Origin of the sequence: Klebsiella sp. FDAARGOS_511 (assembly GCF_003812845.1) — a bacterium.
In the GTDB taxonomy this organism is placed as follows: domain Bacteria; phylum Pseudomonadota; class Gammaproteobacteria; order Enterobacterales; family Enterobacteriaceae; genus Klebsiella; species Klebsiella grimontii.
Genome location: NZ_CP033824.1, coordinates 3,489,806 through 3,510,286 on the forward strand (window position 1 = coordinate 3,489,806; position 20,481 = coordinate 3,510,286).

Consider the following 20,481-nt stretch of genomic DNA (forward strand, 5'->3'; position numbering starts at 1 on the left):
GAAGAGGAACGGAAATGGAAAGTCTGAACGCCCTGATTCAGGGCATGGGGCTGATGCACCTCGGCGGCGGCCAGGCCGTCATGCTGCTGGTGAGCCTGCTGCTGCTGTGGCTGGCCATCGCGAAGAAGTTCGAGCCGCTGCTGCTGCTGCCGATTGGCTTCGGCGGGCTGCTGTCGAATATTCCCGAGGCCGGGCTGGCGCTGACCGCCCTGGAGAGCCTGCTGGCCCATCACGACGCCGGGCAGCTGGCGGTGATTGCGGCGAAGCTTAACTGTACGCCGGACGTTCATGCCATCAAGGAGGCACTGGCCCTGGCGCTGCCGTCGGTGCAGGGGCAGATGGAAGACCTCGCCGTGGATATGGGCTACTCCGCCGGGGTGCTGGCGATTTTTATAAGGTCGCCATCGGCTCGGGCATCGCCCCGCTGGTGATATTTATGGGCGTCGGGGCGATGACCGACTTCGGCCCGCTGCTGGCCAACCCGAGGACCCTGCTGCTGGGGGCGGCGGCGCAGTTCGGCATCTTCGCCACGGTGCTCGGGGCGCTGACGCTGAACTACTTCGGGATTATCAGCTTCACCCTGCCGCAGGCGGCGGCCATCGGCATCATCGGCGGCGCGGACGGGCCGACGGCGATTTACCTCTCCGGGAAACTGGCGCCGGAGCTGCTGGGCGCCATCGCGGTGGCGGCGTACTCGTATATGGCGCTGGTGCCGTTAATCCAGCCGCCGATTATGAAGGCGCTGACCAGCGAGAAGGAGCGGAAAATCCGCATGGTGCAGCTGCGCACGGTGAGTAAGCGGGAGAAGATTCTGTTCCCGGCGGTACTGCTGCTGCTGGTGGCGCTGCTGCTGCCGGACGCGGCGCCGCTGCTGGGGATGTTCTGCTTCGGCAACCTGATGCGCGAGAGCGGGGTGGTGGAGCGCCTGAGCGACACGGTGCAGAACGGGCTGATAAATATCGTGACGATATTCCTCGGGTTATCGGTAGGGGCGAAGCTGGTGGCGGACAAGTTCCTGCAGCCGCAGACGCTGGGGATACTGGTGCTGGGGGTGATTGCGTTCTGCGTGGGGACGGCGGCGGGCGTGCTGATGGCGAAGCTGCTGAACCTGTGCAGTAAGCACAAAATCAACCCGCTGATTGGCTCGGCGGGCGTGTCGGCGGTACCGATGGCGGCGCGGGTGTCGAACAAAGTGGGGCTGGAGTCGGATGCGCAGAACTTCCTGCTGATGCACGCGATGGGCCCGAACGTGGCGGGAGTGATTGGCTCGGCGATTGCCGCCGGGGTGATGCTCAAGTACGTGCTGGCGATGTAGTTCTGTGCTCTTCCCGGAGGCGGCGCGTTGCGCCTGCCCGGGCTACGGGATCGCAGATGACTGTAAACCCGTAGCCCGGGTAAGGCGTTAGCCGCGACCCGGGGATTTTCTGTAAGGAGACTTTGATGAATGAAACCATAGCATTACGTCCTGGCTGCAGGGCGTCGACATCAACAAAGGACGTGGTCGTGGATGACATGCTGGCGTCGCTCAATGAGCTCGAACAGCTGCAACCGGCGCTGAATTTGCTGGCACCCCCCTCAATCGCTCAGGGTAGCCATGATTTCTTTGTCCAGTGTTATGATGCTGGCGTACGGCATGCGCAGGCCCGGGCTTTTGAAACGGTGCCGACGCTGCCTGGTTCGCTGTCACATGAGCGGCAAAGATACGCGCTGCTGTGTGCGGCGGCCGGTCGCCTGGATGCTCTGGGGCAGGCGCTGACGCACAATCGTCTGTGCGATTTGGCCGGTCAGTTTTGTGCTGGCATGGCGGATGTTGATAGCGAAATCCGCAGCGGTTTCTATACCGTGCGTAGCATACCGCTACCGGTTTACCGGCGGCTGCAGCGGGATAATCATTCACATGGCATCTGCCTGCAGCAGGCGCTGCTGCATCTGCTGGCCTGGAAAAGTGATTCCCCCTGGGCGCGGCAGCAGGCCCAGCGGTTGCTCTGGCAGGGCGGCGTTCTGGGAGATAAAGGCGAGTTTGCGCTGATAACGCTGGATGACGAGCTGCGGGAGCGCCAGTTTGCGTGGCCCGGGCTGCGGTCGCTGCTGGCCGTGACCGGGTTTCTGGCGAAATTCCCGGCCGGGCCATTGTTTGCTGATTGAAAGGCGCTCCCCTGGCGGGGAGCCTGTTAATTGGTCGCCGGATATTCCTGGACGGCGATATGCAGCGTAATTTTTTTATCATCGCGCATAATCACCACCGGAATTTCCGAGCCCGGGCGAATCTCTGCGACCTGATCCATGGTTTCCAGGGCGGAAACGGCGGGTTTGTCGTTAACCGAAATAATGACGTCGTTGGCGCGGATCCCTGCCTGGGCCGCCGGGCCTTCCGGCGCAACATCATTCACCACAATCCCCTGCAGCTGATCGATGCCGCCGCCGCCCTGCGCATGCAGCGGCGCAATTTCGCGGCCGCTGATCCCAATATAACCGCGAATAACGCGGCCATCGCGGATCAGCTTATCCATAATCTTGGTTGCCAGTTGGAAAGGGATTGCAAAGCCGATCCCTTCCGGCGTTTCGCCATCGTTGCTTTTATCAAATGACAGGGTGTTGATACCCATCAGCTCACCCAGCGAGTTCACCAGCGCGCCGCCTGAGTTACCGTGGTTGATTGACGCGTCGGTCTGCAGGAAGTTCTGGCGTCCGGTGGGGTTCAGGCCGATACGGCCAGTGGCGCTGATAATGCCCTGGGTAATGGTTTGCCCAAGGTTGTACGGGTTGCCGATCGCCAACACGACGTCACCGATATGTGGCACGCGTTTCGGGTTAATCGGAATGACCGGCAGGCCGCCGCTGGCGTTGATTTTTAACACCGCGAGATCGGTGAGAGTATCCGAGCCGACCAGCAGCGCTTCAAAAACCCGACCATCCTGTAGGGCCACGATAATCTGATCGGCATCGTTGATAACGTGCTTATTGGTCAGGATATAGCCGCGCTGGTCCATGATCACACCGGAACCGAGCGTTAGCTGGTTATGGCTGGTGCTGTTGAGGGCGCGGTTATAGACGTTCACGACCGCCGGGGCGGCGCGGCGAACGGCGGAATTATAGCTGGCAGGGGATTCATCCGCGCTATCGTATTGCGTGGTTGGCGAAAGCTGCCACTGGCGCAACGAAGGCATAACGGCCAGCAGCAGACCGCCGACAATCAAACCAATAAGTATCGAACGTAAAAGCTTTCCAGGCATGATGCAGATATCGTTGATGGATGGACAGGCGCAGCATAACACGTCTTGTCCGGACATCGCACTGCACGCGATGCCCGGAAGGCGAGTTAACGTAGCAGCAGATAGATGCTTTCGCTGCCGCGAATGACGTTCAGCGCAATCACCGTCGGCTTGCTTTCAAGCACTTTTCGCAGTTCGGCAATGGACCGTACGCGCTCGCGGTTGAGGCCAATAATGATGTCGTCTTTATGCAGCCCCGCCTGGGCGGCAGGGCTAGCTTTATCGACATTATCAATGACGACGCCTTTGGTCCCGTCTTTCATCTGACCGTCGCTTAACGATGCGCCCTGCAGTGCTGGCGCGATAAGTTCGGCGCTGGCGGAAGAAGAGGTGCTCTTGTCGAGAGTGACTTCAACTTCTACGGGCTTTCCTTCGCGCAGGAGCCCCAGTTTCACCTTGGTCCCCGGCTCGGTCGTGGCGATGCGGGAGCGCAGTTCGGCGAAGCTGTTGAGCGGCTTGCCGTTCAGGCTGATGATAACGTCGCCAGATTTGATGCCCGCTTTGGCCGACCCGGAATTTGGCAGCACTTCGCTGACGAAGGCGCCGCGCTGGACGTCGAGATTCATCGCTTTGGCGATATCCGCGCTCATTTCCATGCCTTTGATGCCCAGCAGGCCGCGTTTGATTTCACCAAATTGAATTAGCTGCTGGGAGAGGATTTTCGCCATATTGCTGGGGATCGCGAAGCCAATGCCGACGCTGCCGCCGCCGGGGGCCAGAATTGCAGTATTGATACCAATCAGCTCGCCGTTGAGGTTCAGCAGCGCGCCGCCGGAGTTGCCGCGGTTAATCGAGGCATCGGTCTGGATAAAGTTCTCCAGCCCTTCAAGGTTCAGGCCGCTGCGGCCAAGGGCTGAAATAATCCCGGAAGTGGCGGTCTGACCCAGACCAAACGGGTTACCGACGGCGACGGCGAAATCGCCTACCCGCAGCTTATCGGAGTCGGCGATAGCGATTTGCGTCAGATTACTGGGTTTTAACAGCTGCAGCAGGGCGATATCGCTCTGCTCGTCGCTGCCGACCAGTTTGGCATCGAACTCGCGGCCATCGTTAAGCTGGACGCTGATTTTCTGCGCCTGATTAATCACGTGATTATTGGTCAGCACGTAGCCTTTTGCCGCGTCAATGATGACCCCAGAACCCAGGCCTTCAAACGGCTGCGCCTGCTCTTGCGGCGCATTGTCGCCAAAGTACTTCTTCAGCTCTTCCGGCATATTCTGCGCGGGTGACGCGGTGCCCTCAACCTGTACGCTCACCACCGCCGGTAACACTTTTTCCAGCATCGGCGCGAGGCTTGGCAACGCGCCCTGGCCGGGAACCTGTGTCGGTAAAGACGCTGCTGCCGGAGGTAAGGCGGACAACGACAACCCAACGCTTAACGCTAACGCACTTAACAGCAAAGTCTGTTTATTCATTAGATGCTGGCTCTCGTAACCTGAGGTGTATGGGAAACGTCCCGAATGGTCCGATGTTATTGAATTTTCGGCCCGGTAACAATGTGGGCAATAGCTAAATTGTAGCTGGGATGAGAGGTTGAAACGGGCGCAGAGGGTGCGCCCGGAAAATATTTTTACTGGTGTTGGCGGATTAATCGCGCTTTACGCCGCCGCGCAGCAGGCCGGATGCGCCTTCAGAGTAATCGCGCGGCATCTGGACCGGGGCCTGATCGTTGCCCGCTTCAGACTCTTCCAGACGATTACGGAACGGATTGGCGTCCGCCATGCTGTCCGGCAGTAGGTTGCTGGAGCTTTTCGCCATATGCTGATACAGCTGGCGGTAATCATGCGCCATGTTATCCAGCAGCTCTGCGCTCCGGGCAAAGTGGCTTACCAGCTCTTCGCGGTACTCTTCCAGCTCTGCTTTATTCTTTTCCAGTTCAAACTGCAGCGCCTGCTGTTGGCGTAATTTGCGATTGCCAAAACGCATCGCGACGGCGCCGATAATGATGCCGACAACTAGCCCAATTAGCGCGTATTCCCAGGTCATGAACATCTCCCGTTGTTTTGTGGTTCCGTAGGGTGGCTGTGAGGCTCTCCGCCTGCGCCCGATAATGCCACTATAACCGCTAATTCCACAGAAGTGGAATCCTGGCGTATCATCACGTAGTGTAGAGCGGCCTTTTTTTCGTCAATCGTGAGCTATGGCATTACGGTTTTCAAGGAATAACAATTAGATCATGCAAAGCCTGTCCCCAACATCGCGTTACCTTTCCTCTCTCAAGGAGGGGAGCCATCAACCTGACGACGTCCAGCGAGAAGCGGTCAGCCGCCTCGATACGATTTATCAAGAACTGCAGAATAAACCTTCGGTCGCACCGCAAACCGGCGGCGGTCTGCGGGCCAAATTCGGCAAACTGCTGGGCAAGCGCGAACCCGTTGCCGAAACGGTCGCGGTTCGCGGTCTCTATATGTGGGGCGGGGTCGGCAGGGGAAAAACCTGGCTGATGGACCTGTTCTATCAAAGCCTGCCGGGAGAACGCAAACAACGTCTGCATTTTCATCGGTTTATGCTGCGGGTACATGAAGAGTTAACGACGCTGCAGGGGCATAGCGATCCGCTGGAAATTGTTGCGGACCGTTTCAAAGCTGAAACCGACGTGCTCTGCTTCGATGAGTTTTTCGTCTCTGATATCACCGATGCGATGCTGTTGGGCGGTCTGATGAAAGCGCTGTTCGCTCGTGGCATAACCCTGGTGGCGACGTCGAATATTCCTCCTGACGAACTGTACCGGAACGGCCTTCAGCGCGCCCGTTTCCTGCCCGCCATCGACGCCATTAAGCAACATTGCGATATCATGAATGTCGATGCCGGTATTGATTACCGCCTGCGCACGCTAACCCAGGCGCATTTGTGGCTGTCGCCGCTGAACGCTGAGACCCAGCAGCAGATGGATAAACTGTGGCTGGCGCTGGCAGGCGCGAAGCGCGAACAGGCACCGACGCTGGAGATCAACCATCGCCCGCTGCCGACGCTGGGCGTTGAGAACCAGACGCTGGCGGCATCGTTCGCCACGCTGTGCGTGGATGCGCGCAGCCAGCATGACTATATTGCGCTCTCGCGTTTGTTTCATACCGTGATGCTCTTTGACGTTCCGGTGATGACCGGGCTGATGGAGAGCGAAGCGCGGCGCTTTATCGCCCTGGTCGATGAGTTCTATGAGCGCCACGTTAAACTGGTGGTCAGCGCGGCGGTACCGCTTTATGAGATCTATCAGGGCGAGAGGTTAAAATTCGAGTTCCAGCGCTGTTTGTCGCGCCTGCAGGAGATGCAGAGCGAGGAGTATCTGAAGCGAGAACACTTACCGGGGTAAAACCGGGTACAAATCACATAAAGGGGTCGATCTTTGACCCCGACTTCTCTATAATCTTGCGACCCCACGTTACGAGAAGGTTTTTTTCCCAAAACTTTCTATGTGCCGGCATAGGCTATTCGAAGGGGTAGGTTTGCTGGACAATGTCGTGTGAACCTCAACTGACTAAACGTTTGGGTGTTCACCAACGTGTAACTTATTTATTTGGGTAAGCTTTTAATGAAAACTTTTACAGCTAAACCAGAAACCGTAAAACGCGACTGGTATGTTGTTGACGCGACCGGTAAAACTCTGGGCCGTCTGGCTTCCGAACTGGCTCTGCGCCTGCGCGGCAAGCATAAAGCGGAATACACTCCGCACGTTGATACTGGTGATTACATCATCGTTCTGAACGCAGAAAAAGTTGCTGTAACCGGCAACAAGCGCGAAGACAAAATGTACTACCACCACACCGGCCACATCGGTGGTATCAAAGAAGCGACCTTTGAAGAGATGATTGCCCGCCGTCCTGAGCGTGTGATTGAAATCGCGGTTAAAGGCATGCTGCCAAAAGGCCCGCTGGGTCGTGCTATGTACCGTAAGCTGAAAGTTTACGCGGGTAACGAGCACAACCACGCGGCACAGCAACCGCAAGTTCTTGACATCTAATCGGGATTATAGGCAATGGCTGAAAATCAATACTACGGCACCGGTCGCCGCAAAAGTTCCGCAGCTCGCGTTTTCATCAAACCGGGCAACGGTAAAATCGTTATCAACCAGCGTTCTCTGGAACAGTACTTCGGTCGTGAAACTGCCCGCATGGTAGTTCGTCAGCCGCTGGAACTGGTCGACATGGTTGAGAAATTAGATCTGTACATCACCGTTAAAGGTGGTGGTATCTCTGGTCAGGCTGGTGCGATCCGTCACGGTATCACCCGCGCTCTGATGGAGTACGACGAGTCCCTGCGTGGCGAACTGCGTAAAGCTGGTTTCGTTACTCGTGATGCTCGTCAGGTTGAACGTAAGAAAGTCGGCCTGCGTAAAGCACGTCGTCGTCCTCAGTTCTCCAAACGTTAATTGTTTTCTGCTCACGCAGAACAATTTGCGAAAAAACCCGCTTCGGCGGGTTTTTTTATGGATAAATTTGCCATTTTCCCTCTACAAACGCCCCATTATTACCACTTTTTCAGCATTTCCAGAATCCCCTCACCACAACGTCTTCAAAATCTGGTAAACTATCATCCAATTTTCTGCCCAAATGCAGGTGATTGTTCATTTTTTGTTTGGATGACGAACGAAATGAAGTCACGCAAATGGGGTTTTTACATCTGGCTGGCCATGCGTGGTCGGCAGCAGTACAAAAATTCTGAATATACCTGGAGGTTTTCATGGCTGTCGCTGCCAACAAACGTTCGGTAATGACGCTGTTTTCTGGTCCTACTGACATCTATAGCCATCAGGTCCGCATCGTGCTGGCCGAAAAAGGTGTTAGTTTTGAGATAGAGCACGTGGAGAAGGACAACCCGCCTCAGGATCTGATTGACCTCAACCCGAATCAAAGCGTACCGACGCTTGTGGATCGTGAGCTCACTCTGTGGGAATCTCGCATCATTATGGAATATCTGGATGAGCGTTTCCCGCATCCGCCGCTAATGCCGGTTTACCCGGTGGCGCGTGGGGAAAGCCGTCTGTACATGCAGCGTATCGAAAAGGACTGGTATTCGTTGATGAATACCATTCAAACCGGTACCGCTTCTCAGGCTGATACTGCGCGTAAGCAGCTGCGTGAAGAACTACAGGCGATTGCGCCAGTTTTCACCCAGAAGCCCTACTTCCTCAGCGATGAGTTCAGCCTGGTGGACTGCTACCTGGCGCCGCTGCTGTGGCGTCTGCCGGTTCTCGGCGTAGAGCTGGTCGGTGCTGGTGCGAAAGAGCTTAAAGGCTATATGACTCGCGTATTTGAGCGCGACTCTTTCCTCGCTTCTTTAACTGAAGCCGAACGTGAAATGCGTCTCGGTCGGGGCTAAATGATGGATGTATCACAGCTGACGCCGCGTCGCCCGTACCTGTTACGAGCGTTCTATGAGTGGCTGCTGGATAACCAGCTGACTCCGCATCTGGTCGTTGACGTGACTCTGCCGGGCGTAATGGTCCCGATGGAGTACGCTCGCGATGGGCAAATTGTTCTCAATATTGCCCCACGCGCTGTCGGTAACCTCGAGCTGGCCAACGACGAAGTGCGTTTTAACGCGCGCTTCGGCGGCGTGCCGCGCAATGTTTCTGTGCCGATGGCTGCCGTACTGGCGGTTTACGCGCGTGAGAATGGCGCGGGGACCATGTTCGAACCGGAAGCGGCCTATGATGAAGATGTCACTAGCCTGAACGATGACGAAGAGCTGCCTGACAGCGAAACGGTCATGTCGGTGATCGATGGCGATAAGCCGGATAATCATGACGACGATCCTGACGATACGCCGCCACCTCGCGGCGGGCGTCCGGCGCTACGCGTCGTGAAATGATTTTTTCCAGGCCCTTCGGGGCCTGTTTTACTTTCTGCCATTCACAGTGATTACCGTAAAGCAAAGCATCCCCGCTTTAATTCTCTATTTCATACTCTCCGATGCGGGTACGCGGCGCTGATTTCAAACTCCGCTAATAAACTTCATAATTCTACTACACTCCGTGTAGGGCTTCTGGGTTTATTTTATTCCCCTTCCCCCCTCTTTTCATTGTGTATCTGCTACCTGGTATGTCTTTGCTTAAATTATTAAACTGAGTTGTCGATGAGTGAAAGAGCTTGCTGGATCTGTAATAAATGAGGGTGCATCTGAAATTAAAATATTGCGCGAGAAATTTATTTGAATTTATTGAATTTATTGAATTTATTGAATTCATATAATTAATATTCGAGAGTTTGATATGAACTTATTTCTCTTGTAAATGAGTGTTCGGAATGATGGTATTTCATTGCCGCCCAGATAATAAAATATATTAATATTATTTTTATCATGCATGGTGGTTTTATAATTAAAGTCAATGAATATCCATGTTAAGGCCCAAAATCTTCAGGTTCTTGCCATGATTCATTCTTGTTGTTTTTGTTTTCGTGAATGGCAGAAGGATAATTATATTGATTAATTATTGATTAAGCTTCCCTACATTTAAAGTTAATTTTTCTAAGTGTATTTTATTGTACCCTTTAATGTATTGTTCGTTTCGTATTCAAGACGCGCCTTTTCTTTTAAAATGCGTTTATTAGATATATAAATATATTGTACGTTAAGGATTGACTAATGAAAAAAACACTTCTGGCTGCCATTCTGGCAATGAGCGCGACTTCGGCTATTGCTGCTAATCCTACTGCTGTATTAAAAGTAAAGGGTACTTTAACAAACGCAGCATGCACACCCACTCTCGATAATGGTGGTGTGGTGGACTATGGTACGATTAACCTGGGTGAATTATCCGCCACAGCAGTTAATCAACTGGGGCAGAAAAATATCAACCTGACCATTAACTGTACTGCTGCAACCAAATTATCCTGGAATTTGATTGATGAGCGTAGCAGCTCTAATGCTAAATTAACCGTTGAAAATGCCAGCGCTCTTGGTAACTCCCTTGATGACGATCGCATGACTTACGGCGTGGGCAAAGCGGGTAACGTCAATATTGGTTCTTATGGCATGTTCGTAAAAGTTGATGGCGTAACCGCTGACGGCCAAGGTGTGACCGCTATTAGCACTGATTATTATGATTCAGGTGTTAAGTGGGCCAAGAGCGCCGATGGTATCACAGCAGGCTCTTTCCGCGACTTTTCTGTTGCGGCCTTTGGTTCTTCTAGCACACCGGTTGCATTCAAAACCGCGACGTTCCCACTGGTAACGTCTCTGGCTATTCAAAATACCAGCACGCTGGCTATTACTGATGACACTGCGATGGATGGTGAGCTAACTATCAGCCTGCGTTATCTGTAATTCTTGATATCATAGACTATTAATAAAATGGGAGCGACTATTTTGGGCTGCTCCCATTTTTATTGTCCTGGTTAACACGGGGCGTGAATTATCCAAGGGGTTTGTTTTGCGCTTTTTTAATTATTCATCAGCCAAAATTATTATTTTTTCTATTTTCTATTTTGCCTCACTCTCTGTTTTTGCTGAGGGGATGGTGCCGGAAACAAGTTTATTAGTGATTGATGAGGCGACTCACAGTGGCACAATGAACGTGAAAAATACGGATGCGCACCCCGCATTATTGTATACAACGGTTATTGATTTGCCTGATGAAAGTAAGGATTTGAAGCTGATACCTACGCAACCCGTCGTTCGCGTAGAACCCGGGCAAACGCAACAAGTCCGTTTTATTCTGCAGAATAATAACCCATTGGCCGTCGAACATTTTAAACGCGTGACGTTTGAAGGCATTCCGCCAAAAAGTGAAAATAAAAGAATTAAAATTGGCTTCAATATTCGTCAGGATTTACCCGTGCTGATTCGTCCTGCGAGCCTTGCCGTTGTGACGGATGCGTGGAAGTATCTGCAGTGGTCAGGCTCAGGAAATACTGCAAAAGTCATCAATCCTGATAAATATGTTGTTCGTCTGGCTCCTGAGATAGTTTTTCTACCATCTGGTACGAAGGGGCATATTAGTAAAAGTTACATCTTGCCAGGAGAAACTTTGAATATCACCGTTTCAAAAAATATTAATGGTGATAATAAAGTTCAATTCTATCCGGCTAGCCGCTATGGTATTGAAGTGCCTAGTTTTATTTCGGACCTGAATGCAAAATAAGAAGCGTCTATGTTTAAAAAACGCCGTCTTACTTCTCGCTCCTGTGCGTCATTGTATGGAATCTTGCCGCTGGCTGCACTCTGTTCCGTTGATGTACTAGCCAAAGAGATAACGTTTGATACTGAGATGATTCAGTCACGCGGATTGAATGTCAATCTCAACCGTTATTTTGCGCGTGCTCCACGCTTTCTCCCCGGTCCGCATTCCGTGCGGGTGAAGATTAACGGTAAGGATAAAGGAACCGTCGCGGCACGTTTTGGTGAGGATGGTACGCTGTGCGTTGATGGTGATTTTATTGAGTTTTCCGGATTAATGCCGGTCCCCCTGAAAAAAAATGAAGAGTGCCATGACATCGTCAATGACTACGCGCAGGCGGTAGTGAAAGCCTTGCCTGGTCAGGAAATGATCGAACTGTATCTCCCGCCGGAGGCGCTGAATGGGATGAATGGTGATATCAAAAGCTTTCAGCACGGCGGAATAGCTGGATTGCTCAACTATGACCTGTTCAGTACCCGCAGCGAATATGGTGGCAGCGATACCAGCCTCTATTCTCAGGCCAGTCTGGAAGGTGGCATAAACATTAGCGACTGGTCGTTGCGTAGCCGCTATATCCTTACCGACGATAATGGCGATAAGAATGTTGAAAGTGTTTATACCTTTGCCGAGCACGTTTTTGACGCCTTGAAGATGACTGCGCAGGTCGGGGAGATCAATGTCAGCTCATATGTCCTGAGTGGAGCCCCGATTGTTGGCGTGCAACTGATGCCTACCCGAGCTTTGCAGGGCAGCGGAAGCGGCGTCAGCGTTTCAGGAATGGCGCATAATGCTCAGGCGCGCGTGGAGGTTCGTCAGAGCGGACGACTTCTCTACAGCATGCTGGTTCCGGCAGGACCGTTCACGCTCGATGATGTACCAATAGCGAGCACTAATGTGGAACTGGAGGTGACGGTTATTGAATCCGATGGTTCAAGCAATCGCTTTATTGTTCCAGCCGCATCCGTCACGGCGCGGAAGCTTTCCCGACCGCAGGGTCTGGCCGTCTCTTTTGGTCAGATACGCGATATTAAAGGGGATTATGAAAATCCCTGGGTGTTTAATCTCTCTGACGGTTGGCGCATATTGCCTCGGCTGAATCTGCTGGCTTCTGGTGCGGCGACGAAAAATTACCTTGGCGGCGGCGCCCATACAGAATACCTGCTTACCGATAACTGGAGTGCCTCCACCAGCGTGGCTGCAAGCCAGGGAAAATTCGGCGAGAAAAATAGCGGAGTGAAAACTGAGCTACAGAGTTCACTTAAGCTGGCAGAATCTTTAAGTATGTCAGCGAGCGCGGCGCATTTTAGCCCCGGCTATCGCGAGCTGACTGACGCGCTGAACGATGATTTTCAGCCTTATAGTAATACGTATTCCACCAGTTTGGCCTGGTTTACGCCGCTTGGGGGGGCATTTAGCGCCGGTTTTAGTTACAACCAAAGCAGAGGTGAGGGTAATGATTCCCGCTACCTGTTGCTTTCATGGGGCAGGAGCTTCGAACGAGCCACCGTTTCTGCGAACTGGCAGAGAGCAATGGGGAACAAAGACGGGAGACAGGATGATGACCTGATCTACGTTAACCTGAGCATTCCGTTTGGCGGTTCGCAGCACGTCAGTAGCTATATGCGTAAACAGGGCAACCGTAACAGCTACGGCGTGCAGAACTCTGGCGCACTGTCACCGGATTCTTACTACTATATCTCCGTCGATCGGGACAGGGGAGAGAGTGAGAATAGCGTTAACGGCAACCTGAGCACTAACTTACATTACACTCGATTAGGCATTGGCGGCGGGAGCGTGGGTTCGCGCCAGCGTAATTATAATGCCACGCTCTCAGGTGGGGTTGCGGCGCATAAAAGCGGCGTCACCTTCACGCCTTATACCATTCGGAATACGTTTGCCATTGCAAAACTGAATGAATCGAAAGCTGGCGTTGAAATCAGTACTCCGCAGGGGACGGTCTGGACCGATTATTGGGGGCAGGCTGTTATCCCTGGGTTGAATGAGTGGCGTAATTCGCGCATTGAAATTAACGCGAACAAGCTGCCTGCGAGTATGACGCTGGCAAATGGAACAAAGTATGTGGCAGCTGCGCATGCTTCGGTGAGCGAAGTCGGTTTTAAAGTCCTGAATAATCGTCGGGTGATGATCCGCGTTAAGCGTGCGGATAACAGGGCGCTGGATAAGGGATTATCCATCGTTGATGAGAAGGGCAATTATATTGTCACCAGCGTGGATGACGGGCATGTTTTCCTTAATGAGGCTGGCCAGCTTTCGGCACTGTATGCCATGGACGACAATAATAACCGACTGTGCAAGATTGATTACATCTTAAGCAATAAGAGGGATGAAGACGCATTTTACGAAGAGGTGGACGGCGTATGTCGATGAATCAGTGGGTAGGGATGCTGTTATCTGCGGGAATGTTGCTGTCAGGTGCTGTTCGTGCCGAAGAGTGCCAGATTACGCTTTCCCGGACAAAAATTGATTATAACCAGATACGCCGTGATGACATTGTTTCCACTACCCAGAATTGGCACAAACTGTCTGAGTGGGAAGTGAATGTGAATGTTTCCTGTTCTGAAATGCATCAGATGGCGGTGCTGGTTCAGGGGGCTGCTGGCGAGAAAGGTCGCTTGTTGTTTGGCACTCGCGGTGGGGTTGGGCTTAAGGTTGAAAATATTACCGTTGATGGCAAGTCCTACAGCGCTGGAAAAACAGCGGACCAGCTGAACTTTACGCCGGAAAGCGGGACACCATCTCCGCTATATGTGCGAAACAATGAGGCGGTAATCGCCGTAGAAAATAATGTCGTGCCGAAAGGGAAGCAAATGAGTTTTCGCGTGATGCTGTTCCCGGTGCTCAACGAGAGTATGTTCAGTGGAAACACCGATAACACAACAATTGAAGCGGATATCGCCTGGCGACTGCTAATCAAATAGCACTTAGCTAAATGCTAAACGCCGGACGATTTTCTCATCCGGCGTTTTGTTTTTTTACACTTCCAGGTAGTTCAGGATCCCGTCAGCCGCTTTACGGCCTTCGGCAATCGCCGTCACCACCAGATCGGAACCGCGAACGATGTCGCCACCGGCGAAGATTTTCGGGTTGCTGGTCTGGAAGGCGTTGTCGCTGCCTTCCGGCGCAATCACGCGGCCCTGAGAATCCAGCTCGACGCTGTGCTTCGCCAGCCATTCCATGCTGTGTGGGCGGAAACCAAACGCCATGACCACGGCATCGGCGGGTACCACATGCTCAGAACCGGCCACGATTTCCGCGCGGCGGCGGCCTTTCGCATCCGGCTGGCCCATCTCCGTACGCGCCATCTTCACGCCGCAGACTTTACCGTTGGCATTCACTTCAATGCCCAGCGGTTGAACGTTGAACTGGAACTCCACGCCTTCTTCACGCGCGTTTTTCACTTCGCGCTTCGATCCCGGCATGTTCTCCTCATCACGGCGATAGGCGCAGATGACGTGGGTGGCGTTCTGGCGAATCGAGGTACGCACGCAGTCCATTGCGGTGTCGCCACCGCCAAGAACCACGACGCGCTTACCTTCCATGCTGACGTACGGTTCGTCCGCCGTTTCGCCAAAGCCCATGATCTGCTTGGTATTGGCGATCAGGAACGGCAGCGCATCAAAGACCCCGCTGGCGTCTTCGTTTTCCAGCCCGCCGCGCATAGACTGATAGGTCCCGACGCCGAGGAACACCGCATCGTAATCTTTCAGCAGATCGTCGAGCTGCACATCACGGCCCACTTCGACATTGAGTTTGAACTCGATGCCCATACCGGTGAAGATCTCGCGACGGCGGGTCATCACCTCTTTTTCCAGCTTAAACGCCGGAATACCAAAGGTCAGCAGACCGCCGATTTCCGGATGGCGATCGAAAACCACCGCCTTCACACCGTTGCGGGTCAACACGTCGGCGCATGCCAGGCCCGCCGGACCCGCGCCGATAATGGCGACGGTTTTACCGGTTTGCTTTACGCCGGTAAGGTCGGGGCGCCAGCCCATTTCGAACGCTTTATCGTTGATATAGCGTTCGATGTTGCCGATGGTGACCGCGCCGAACTCATCGTTCAGCGTACAGGAACCCTCGCACAGGCGGTCCTGCGGGCAAACGCGCCCGCAGACTTCCGGTAGGGTATTGGTCTGATGCGACAGCTCCGCCGCTTCAAAAATACGCCCTTCATTAGCCAGCTTCAGCCAGTTCGGGATGTAGTTATGCACCGGGCACTTCCATTCGCAGTACGGGTTGCCGCAGGACAGGCAGCGGTCCGCCTGTGCTTTGGCCTGGCCTTCTGAAAACGGCTCGTAAATTTCCACAAATTCAATTTTACGGATCTTCAGCGCTTTCTTTGGCGGATCAACTCGCTGTAAGTCGATAAATTGATAGACATTCTGACTCATCTTAACCCCTTACTGCGCCTGCACCCGCAGCTCAGCTGCGGAACGACTACGGTGACCCAACAGTGCTTTAACATCGCTGGACTTCGGTTTAACCAGCGCAAACTTCGCTGAGAAGGCCGGCCAGTTCGCCAGGATCTCTTCGCCGCGCTGCGAGCCGGTAAGCTGCACGTGCTCGGTAATCAAACCGCGCAGGTGCTCTTCATGGATGGCCAGAGAGTCAACGTCCAGCACTTCTACCAGTTCAGGGTTCACGCGTTTGCGGAAGTCGCCATCTTCATCCAGAACGTAACCAAAGCCGCCGGTCATGCCTGCGCCAAAGTTGACGCCGGTTTTGCCCAGCACGCAGACGATGCCGCCGGTCATGTATTCACAGCCGTTGTCGCCGATACCTTCGACGACGGTGATAGCCCCGGAGTTACGCACTGCGAAACGCTCGCCCGCACGGCCCGCAGCATACAAGCGACCGCCGGTCGCGCCGTACAGGCAGGTGTTGCCGATGATGCTGGCTTCGTGGCTGCGGAAGGCCGAGCCTACCGGAGGACGAATGGCGAGCAGGCCGCCGGCCATCCCTTTGCCCACGTAGTCGTTCGCGTCGCCGGTCAGATGCAGCTCGACGCCGCCTGCATTCCACACGCCGAAGCTCTGGCCCGCAGTACCGCTAAAGTGGGCGATAATTGGGTCGGCAGCGAGCCCCTGGTCGCCGTGGGTCTGGGCGATATAACCGGACAGCGATGCGCCAACGGAGCGGTCGGTGTTGCGGATATCGAACCAGAACGTTTTGCTCTGCTTGCTGTCAACAAACGGTTTCGCCTGCTGCAGCAGCTGCGCGTTGAGTACGCCATTGTCGAACGGCGGGTTGTTCTCCGTGCAGTACAGCGCTTTGCCTGGATGCGGCTCTGCGGTTTCCAGCAGTTTGCTCAGATCCAGTTTCTGCTGCTTGGCGGTAAATCCGTCCAGCTCTTTCAGCAGGTCGGTGCGGCCAATCAGATCCACCAGACGCTTCACGCCCAGCTGCGCCATCAGCTCGCGCGTTTCGCGGGCGATGAATTCAAAGTAGTTGGTCACTTTAAACGGCAGACCGTGATAATGGTTCTTACGCAGTTTGTCATCCTGGGTTGCTACGCCGGTTGCGCAGTTGTTCAGGTGGCAAATACGCAGATACTTACAGCCCAGCGCGACCATTGGGCCGGTACCGAAGCCGAAGCTCTCAGCCCCGAGGATGGCCGCTTTGATGATATCAAGGCCGGTTTTCAGGCCGCCGTCCACCTGCAGACGAATTTTGTGGCGCAGCCCGTTGGCAACCAGCGCCTGCTGTGTTTCCACCAGTCCCAGTTCCCACGGACAGCCCGCGTACTTCACTGAAGAGAGCGGGCTGGCGCCGGTGCCGCCGTCATAGCCGGCGATAGTGATTAAATCCGCGTAAGCTTTTGCAACGCCGGTGGCGATAGTCCCGACGCCCGGTTCAGAAACCAGCTTCACGGAGATCATCGCTTTCGGGTTGACCTGCTTCAGGTCGAAAATCAGCTGCGCCAGATCCTCGATAGAGTAAATATCGTGGTGCGGCGGCGGGGAGATCAGCGTCACGCCCGGCACTGAATAGCGTAGTTTAGCGATGTACGGCGTCACTTTATCACCCGGCAACTGGCCGCCTTCGCCAGGCTTCGCGCCCTGAGCGACTTTAATCTGGATAACGTCGGCGTTGACCAGATAAGCCGGGGTTACGCCGAAGCGGCCGGAAGCAACCTGCTTAATGCGCGACACTTTATTGGTGCCATAGCGCGCTGGGTCTTCGCCGCCTTCGCCGGAGTTGGAGTTACCGCCGATGCTGTTCATCGCTTCCGCCAGCGCTTCGTGCGCTTCGGGGCTCAGCGCGCCGATAGACATCGCCGCGGTATCGAAGCGTTTAAACAGTTCGCTGGCCGGTTCAACGTCGTCCAGGCTCACCGTGGTTCCGTCCGGCGTCACGGCCAGCAGATCGCGCAGCGTTGCCGCCGGGCGCTCGTTAACCAGCTTCGCGTACTGCTGGTAATCGCTGTATTCGCCGCTTTGTACCGCTTGTTGCAGGGTACGCACCACGTCCGGGTTGTAGGCGTGATATTCGCCGCCGTGGACGTACTTCAGCAGGCCGCCCTGGTCCAGCGGTTTACGCGCCAGCCAGGCACGTTTCGACAGGTTCAGCAGATCCTGCTGGAAGTCATCGAAGCTCGCGCCGCCGATGCGGCTGACAACGCCCTGGAAGCACAGGTCTGAGACGTCGCGATGCAGGCCGACTGCTTCAAACAGCTTCGAGCAGCGATAGGACGCAATAGTCGAAATCCCCATCTTCGACATGATTTTATACAGGCCTTTGTTGATGCCGTTACGATAGTTCAGCATCACCGCGCGGTACGCTTTGTCGATGGCTTTGTTATCCACCAGCTTCGCCAGGGTTTCATAGGCGAGGTACGGATAGATAGCCGTCGCACCGAAGCCGAGCAGCACGGCAAAATGGTGCGGATCGCGGGCGCTGGCGGTTTCGACAATAATGTTGGCATCGCAGCGCAGGCTCTTGTCGACCAGCCGGGTCTGAATCGCGCCTACCGCCATCGGAGCCGGTACCGGCAGACGGTTTTTCGCGATGTTGCGGTCAGAGAGCACCAGCAGAACGGTACCGTTACGCACCATCTGTTCGGCTTTATCGCACAGCGCCTTCACGGTTTCAGCCAGCGTGGTTGCGGTGGCATCAAAAGTGATATCCAGGACGTCGGCGCGATAGTGCTCCTCTTCCATGGTGGTCAGCTGTTTAAAATCGGAGTACAGCAGAATCGGCGATTTGAAGCTCAGGCGGTGCGCCTGGCCTTCCGCTTCGCAGAAGACGTTCATTTCACGGCCGATGCTGGTGGCCAGCGACATGACGTGCGCTTCGCGCAGCGGGTCGATCGGCGGGTTGGTCACCTGCGCGAATTGCTGGCGGAAGTAATCGTAAATGATACGCGGCTGGCTGGAGAGCACGGCAAATGGGGTATCGTCGCCCATTGAGCCGACCGCCTCCTGGCCGTTTTCACCCAGTACGCGCAGGACGGAGTCCAGCTCTTCAGCGCTGTAGTTAAACTGTTTCTGGTAACTGGCGAGGGTATCATCGTCCAGTTGGCGGCTACCGACCTCTTCATCCGGCAGATCTTCGAATGGCACCAGGCGACGGACGTTTTTCGCCATCCACTCTTTATACGGGTGGCGGCTTTTCAGATCGTTGTCGGTTTCCGCGGAGTGCAGAATACGCCCCTCGCGGGTATCAATAACCATTAGCTCGCCCGGGCCGACGCGGCCTTTTTCGACCACTTCATCCGGCTGGTAATCCCAGATACCGACTTCGGAAGCGCAGGTGATGAGCTTATCTTTAGTGATGACGTAGCGTGCCGGGCGCAGACCGTTACGGTCGAGATTACAGGCGGCATAGCGACCGTCGGACATGACGATGCCCGCCGGGCCGTCCCACGGCTCCATATGCATGGAGTTAAAGTCGAAGAACGACCGCAGGTCTGGGTCCATATCCGGGTTGTTTTGCCAGGCTGGCGGCACCAGCAGGCGCATGGCGCGGATGATATCCATCCCGCCCGCCAGCAGCAGCTCCAGCATGTTATCCATGGAGCTGGAGTCAGAGCCGGTTTCATTGACGAACGGTGCAGCGTCGTGGAGGTCCGGGATCAGTGGCGTCTGGAACTTATAGGTTCGGGCGCGGGCCCATTGGCGGTTGCCGGTGATGGTGTTGATCTCGCCGTTGTGCGCCAGATAGCGGAACGGCTGCGCCAGCGGCCAGCGCGGCACGGTGTTGGTGGAAAAGCGCTGGTGGAACAGGCAGATTGCCGACTCCAGGCGCAGGTCCGCGAGGTCCAGGTAGAAGCGCGGCAGATCCGCCGGCATACACAGACCTTTATAAATGTTGACCAGGTTCGACAGGCTGCAGACGTAGAAATCTTTATCTTCCTGCAGACGCTTTTCGATACGGCGACGCGCGATGAATAAACGGCGCTCCATGTCGCGCGGACGCCAGCCAGCCGGGGCGTTCACAAAGATTTGTTCAATACGGGGCAGCGAGGAGAGGGCGATTTCACCGAGAACGCCTTCATTGGTTGGCACATCGCGCCAGCCGACGATAGACAGCGTTTCGCGTTGAAGTTCTTCTTCGACGATGCGGCGCGCCGCTTTGGCCAGATCAGGATCCTTATTAAGGAACAGCATCCCAACGGCGTAATTTTTGGCTAAACGCCAGCCGCGCTCTTCCGCAACAATTCGGAAGAAACGATCGGGTTTTTGTAGCAGCAAGCCACAACCGTCGCCGGTTTTTCCATCGGCAAGAATTGCGCCGCGGTGCTGCATTCGGGCCAGTGCGTGTATAGCGGTTCGCACTACCTTGTGGCTAGGTTCGCCTTCTATGTGGGCGATCAGGCCGAAACCACAGTTATCCCTCTCAAGGGATTTATCGTACAACATATCAGTGAACCTCCCCAGGCTCTACGGGATACCCTCCGATACCGATTGCGCACGGGCACAGAAAGAGTATGGCGACGGGGTTTACACCTCGCATTCGCCCTCTTTAAATCCTTTTCGCGTCGGTACACAAGTTTGAGGACTTGCTGTTAAGAGGGAATCTCAATTACTGCATAAATATGATGAGCAGAGCGCTCATCCAGAAAGCTTCCAG

General features: G+C 54.7%; 15 protein-coding genes and 1 pseudogene. 11 read left to right on the plus strand and 5 right to left on the minus strand.

The genetic code is table 11. The features are described 5' to 3' along the window. The first annotated feature begins 14 nt into the window (after positions 1 to 14). Both EGY08_RS17775 and EGY08_RS17780 read left to right on the plus strand, forming a co-directional pair. Positions 15 to 1,315: pseudogene (locus EGY08_RS17775) on the plus strand (oxalacetate decarboxylase subunit beta). A gap of 125 nt (positions 1,316 to 1,440) precedes the next feature. Next, complete coding sequence (locus EGY08_RS17780; RefSeq protein ID WP_123828721.1) at positions 1,441 to 2,145, plus strand: triphosphoribosyl-dephospho-CoA synthase; 705 nt, start codon at positions 1,441 to 1,443, stop codon at positions 2,143 to 2,145. Between the two features lie 26 nt (positions 2,146 to 2,171). On the opposite strand, the gene degS is transcribed toward EGY08_RS17780, so the two are convergent. The 3 genes from degS to zapG all read right to left on the minus strand — a co-directional run bounded on the left by degS (position 2,172) and on the right by zapG (position 5,258). Then, entirely contained in the window at positions 2,172 to 3,233 is a 1,062-nt protein-coding gene (gene degS / locus EGY08_RS17785; RefSeq protein WP_004125755.1) for an outer membrane-stress sensor serine endopeptidase DegS, read from the minus strand. Positions 3,234 to 3,319: 86 nt separating this feature from the next. Beyond that, positions 3,320 to 4,687 (minus strand): serine endoprotease DegQ, encoded by a 1,368-nt coding sequence (degQ, locus tag EGY08_RS17790; protein ID WP_004125752.1) that lies wholly within the window; start codon positions 4,685 to 4,687, stop codon positions 3,320 to 3,322. Between the two features lie 172 nt (positions 4,688 to 4,859). Next, positions 4,860 to 5,258: a Z-ring associated protein ZapG gene (gene zapG, locus EGY08_RS17795; protein ID WP_004125749.1), complete on the minus strand. Its 399-nt coding sequence runs from the start codon at positions 5,256 to 5,258 to the stop codon at positions 4,860 to 4,862. A gap of 190 nt (positions 5,259 to 5,448) precedes the next feature. On the opposite strand from zapG, the gene zapE reads away from it, so the two are divergent. From zapE to EGY08_RS17845, 9 genes are all read left to right on the plus strand, one after another. Then, on the plus strand, positions 5,449 to 6,582 hold the full coding sequence (gene zapE / locus EGY08_RS17800) for a cell division protein ZapE (protein WP_004125745.1): 1,134 nt from the start codon (positions 5,449 to 5,451) through the stop codon (positions 6,580 to 6,582). 219 nt (positions 6,583 to 6,801) lie between these two features. Beyond that, on the plus strand, positions 6,802 to 7,230 hold the full coding sequence (gene rplM / locus EGY08_RS17805; RefSeq protein WP_004106200.1) for a 50S ribosomal protein L13: 429 nt from the start codon (positions 6,802 to 6,804) through the stop codon (positions 7,228 to 7,230). Between the two features lie 15 nt (positions 7,231 to 7,245). Further along, positions 7,246 to 7,638 carry a 30S ribosomal protein S9 gene (gene rpsI / locus EGY08_RS17810; RefSeq protein WP_000829815.1) on the plus strand — a complete coding sequence of 131 codons (393 nt, stop codon included), beginning with the start codon at positions 7,246 to 7,248 and terminating at the stop codon, positions 7,636 to 7,638. 311 nt (positions 7,639 to 7,949) lie between these two features. Further along, positions 7,950 to 8,588: a stringent starvation protein SspA gene (gene sspA, locus EGY08_RS17820; protein ID WP_004106197.1), complete on the plus strand. Its 639-nt coding sequence runs from the start codon at positions 7,950 to 7,952 to the stop codon at positions 8,586 to 8,588. Between the two features lie 3 nt (positions 8,589 to 8,591). Next, entirely contained in the window at positions 8,592 to 9,080 is a 489-nt protein-coding gene (gene sspB / locus EGY08_RS17825) for a ClpXP protease specificity-enhancing factor (protein WP_014226996.1), read from the plus strand. 774 nt (positions 9,081 to 9,854) lie between these two features. Then, complete coding sequence (locus tag EGY08_RS17830; RefSeq protein ID WP_049115732.1) at positions 9,855 to 10,535, plus strand: DUF1120 domain-containing protein; 681 nt, start codon at positions 9,855 to 9,857, stop codon at positions 10,533 to 10,535. 136 nt (positions 10,536 to 10,671) lie between these two features. Continuing rightward, positions 10,672 to 11,352, plus strand: a complete 681-nt coding sequence (locus EGY08_RS17835; RefSeq protein ID WP_032742208.1) for a fimbria/pilus chaperone family protein — start codon at positions 10,672 to 10,674, stop codon at positions 11,350 to 11,352. Between the two features lie 9 nt (positions 11,353 to 11,361). Next, positions 11,362 to 13,776 (plus strand): fimbrial biogenesis usher protein, encoded by a 2,415-nt coding sequence (locus EGY08_RS17840; RefSeq protein WP_123828722.1) that lies wholly within the window; start codon positions 11,362 to 11,364, stop codon positions 13,774 to 13,776. Further along, on the plus strand, positions 13,767 to 14,327 hold the full coding sequence (locus EGY08_RS17845) for a membrane protein (RefSeq protein WP_004125733.1): 561 nt from the start codon (positions 13,767 to 13,769) through the stop codon (positions 14,325 to 14,327). The genes EGY08_RS17840 and EGY08_RS17845 overlap by 10 nt, the downstream gene beginning before the upstream one ends. Positions 14,328 to 14,381: 54 nt before the next feature. Here the strand turns inward: EGY08_RS17845 and gltD are convergent, their stop codons facing one another. Then, positions 14,382 to 15,800: a glutamate synthase subunit GltD gene (gltD, locus tag EGY08_RS17850; protein ID WP_004125731.1), complete on the minus strand. Its 1,419-nt coding sequence runs from the start codon at positions 15,798 to 15,800 to the stop codon at positions 14,382 to 14,384. 9 nt (positions 15,801 to 15,809) lie between these two features. Further along, on the minus strand, positions 15,810 to 20,270 hold the full coding sequence (gene gltB / locus EGY08_RS17855) for a glutamate synthase large subunit (protein WP_004125728.1): 4,461 nt from the start codon (positions 20,268 to 20,270) through the stop codon (positions 15,810 to 15,812). Between the last annotated feature and the right edge of the window lie 211 nt (positions 20,271 to 20,481).

Excerpts from the sequence above, each read along its gene's own strand:
- EGY08_RS17780 (WP_123828721.1), top strand. The coding sequence starts at position 1,441 with ATGAATGAAACCATAGCATTACGTCCTGGCTGCAGGGCGTCGACATCA.
- degS (WP_004125755.1), bottom strand. The coding sequence starts at position 3,233 with ATGCCTGGAAAGCTTTTACGTTCGATACTTATTGGTTTGATTGTCGGC.
- degQ (WP_004125752.1), bottom strand. The coding sequence starts at position 4,687 with ATGAATAAACAGACTTTGCTGTTAAGTGCGTTAGCGTTAAGCGTTGGG.
- zapG (WP_004125749.1), bottom strand. The coding sequence starts at position 5,258 with ATGACCTGGGAATACGCGCTAATTGGGCTAGTTGTCGGCATCATTATC.
- zapE (WP_004125745.1), top strand. The coding sequence starts at position 5,449 with ATGCAAAGCCTGTCCCCAACATCGCGTTACCTTTCCTCTCTCAAGGAG.
- rplM (WP_004106200.1), top strand. The coding sequence starts at position 6,802 with ATGAAAACTTTTACAGCTAAACCAGAAACCGTAAAACGCGACTGGTAT.
- rpsI (WP_000829815.1), top strand. The coding sequence starts at position 7,246 with ATGGCTGAAAATCAATACTACGGCACCGGTCGCCGCAAAAGTTCCGCA.
- sspA (WP_004106197.1), top strand. The coding sequence starts at position 7,950 with ATGGCTGTCGCTGCCAACAAACGTTCGGTAATGACGCTGTTTTCTGGT.
- sspB (WP_014226996.1), top strand. The coding sequence starts at position 8,592 with ATGGATGTATCACAGCTGACGCCGCGTCGCCCGTACCTGTTACGAGCG.
- EGY08_RS17830 (WP_049115732.1), top strand. The coding sequence starts at position 9,855 with ATGAAAAAAACACTTCTGGCTGCCATTCTGGCAATGAGCGCGACTTCG.
- EGY08_RS17840 (WP_123828722.1), top strand. The coding sequence starts at position 11,362 with ATGTTTAAAAAACGCCGTCTTACTTCTCGCTCCTGTGCGTCATTGTAT.
- EGY08_RS17845 (WP_004125733.1), top strand. The coding sequence starts at position 13,767 with ATGTCGATGAATCAGTGGGTAGGGATGCTGTTATCTGCGGGAATGTTG.
- gltD (WP_004125731.1), bottom strand. The coding sequence starts at position 15,800 with ATGAGTCAGAATGTCTATCAATTTATCGACTTACAGCGAGTTGATCCG.
- gltB (WP_004125728.1), bottom strand. The coding sequence starts at position 20,270 with ATGTTGTACGATAAATCCCTTGAGAGGGATAACTGTGGTTTCGGCCTG.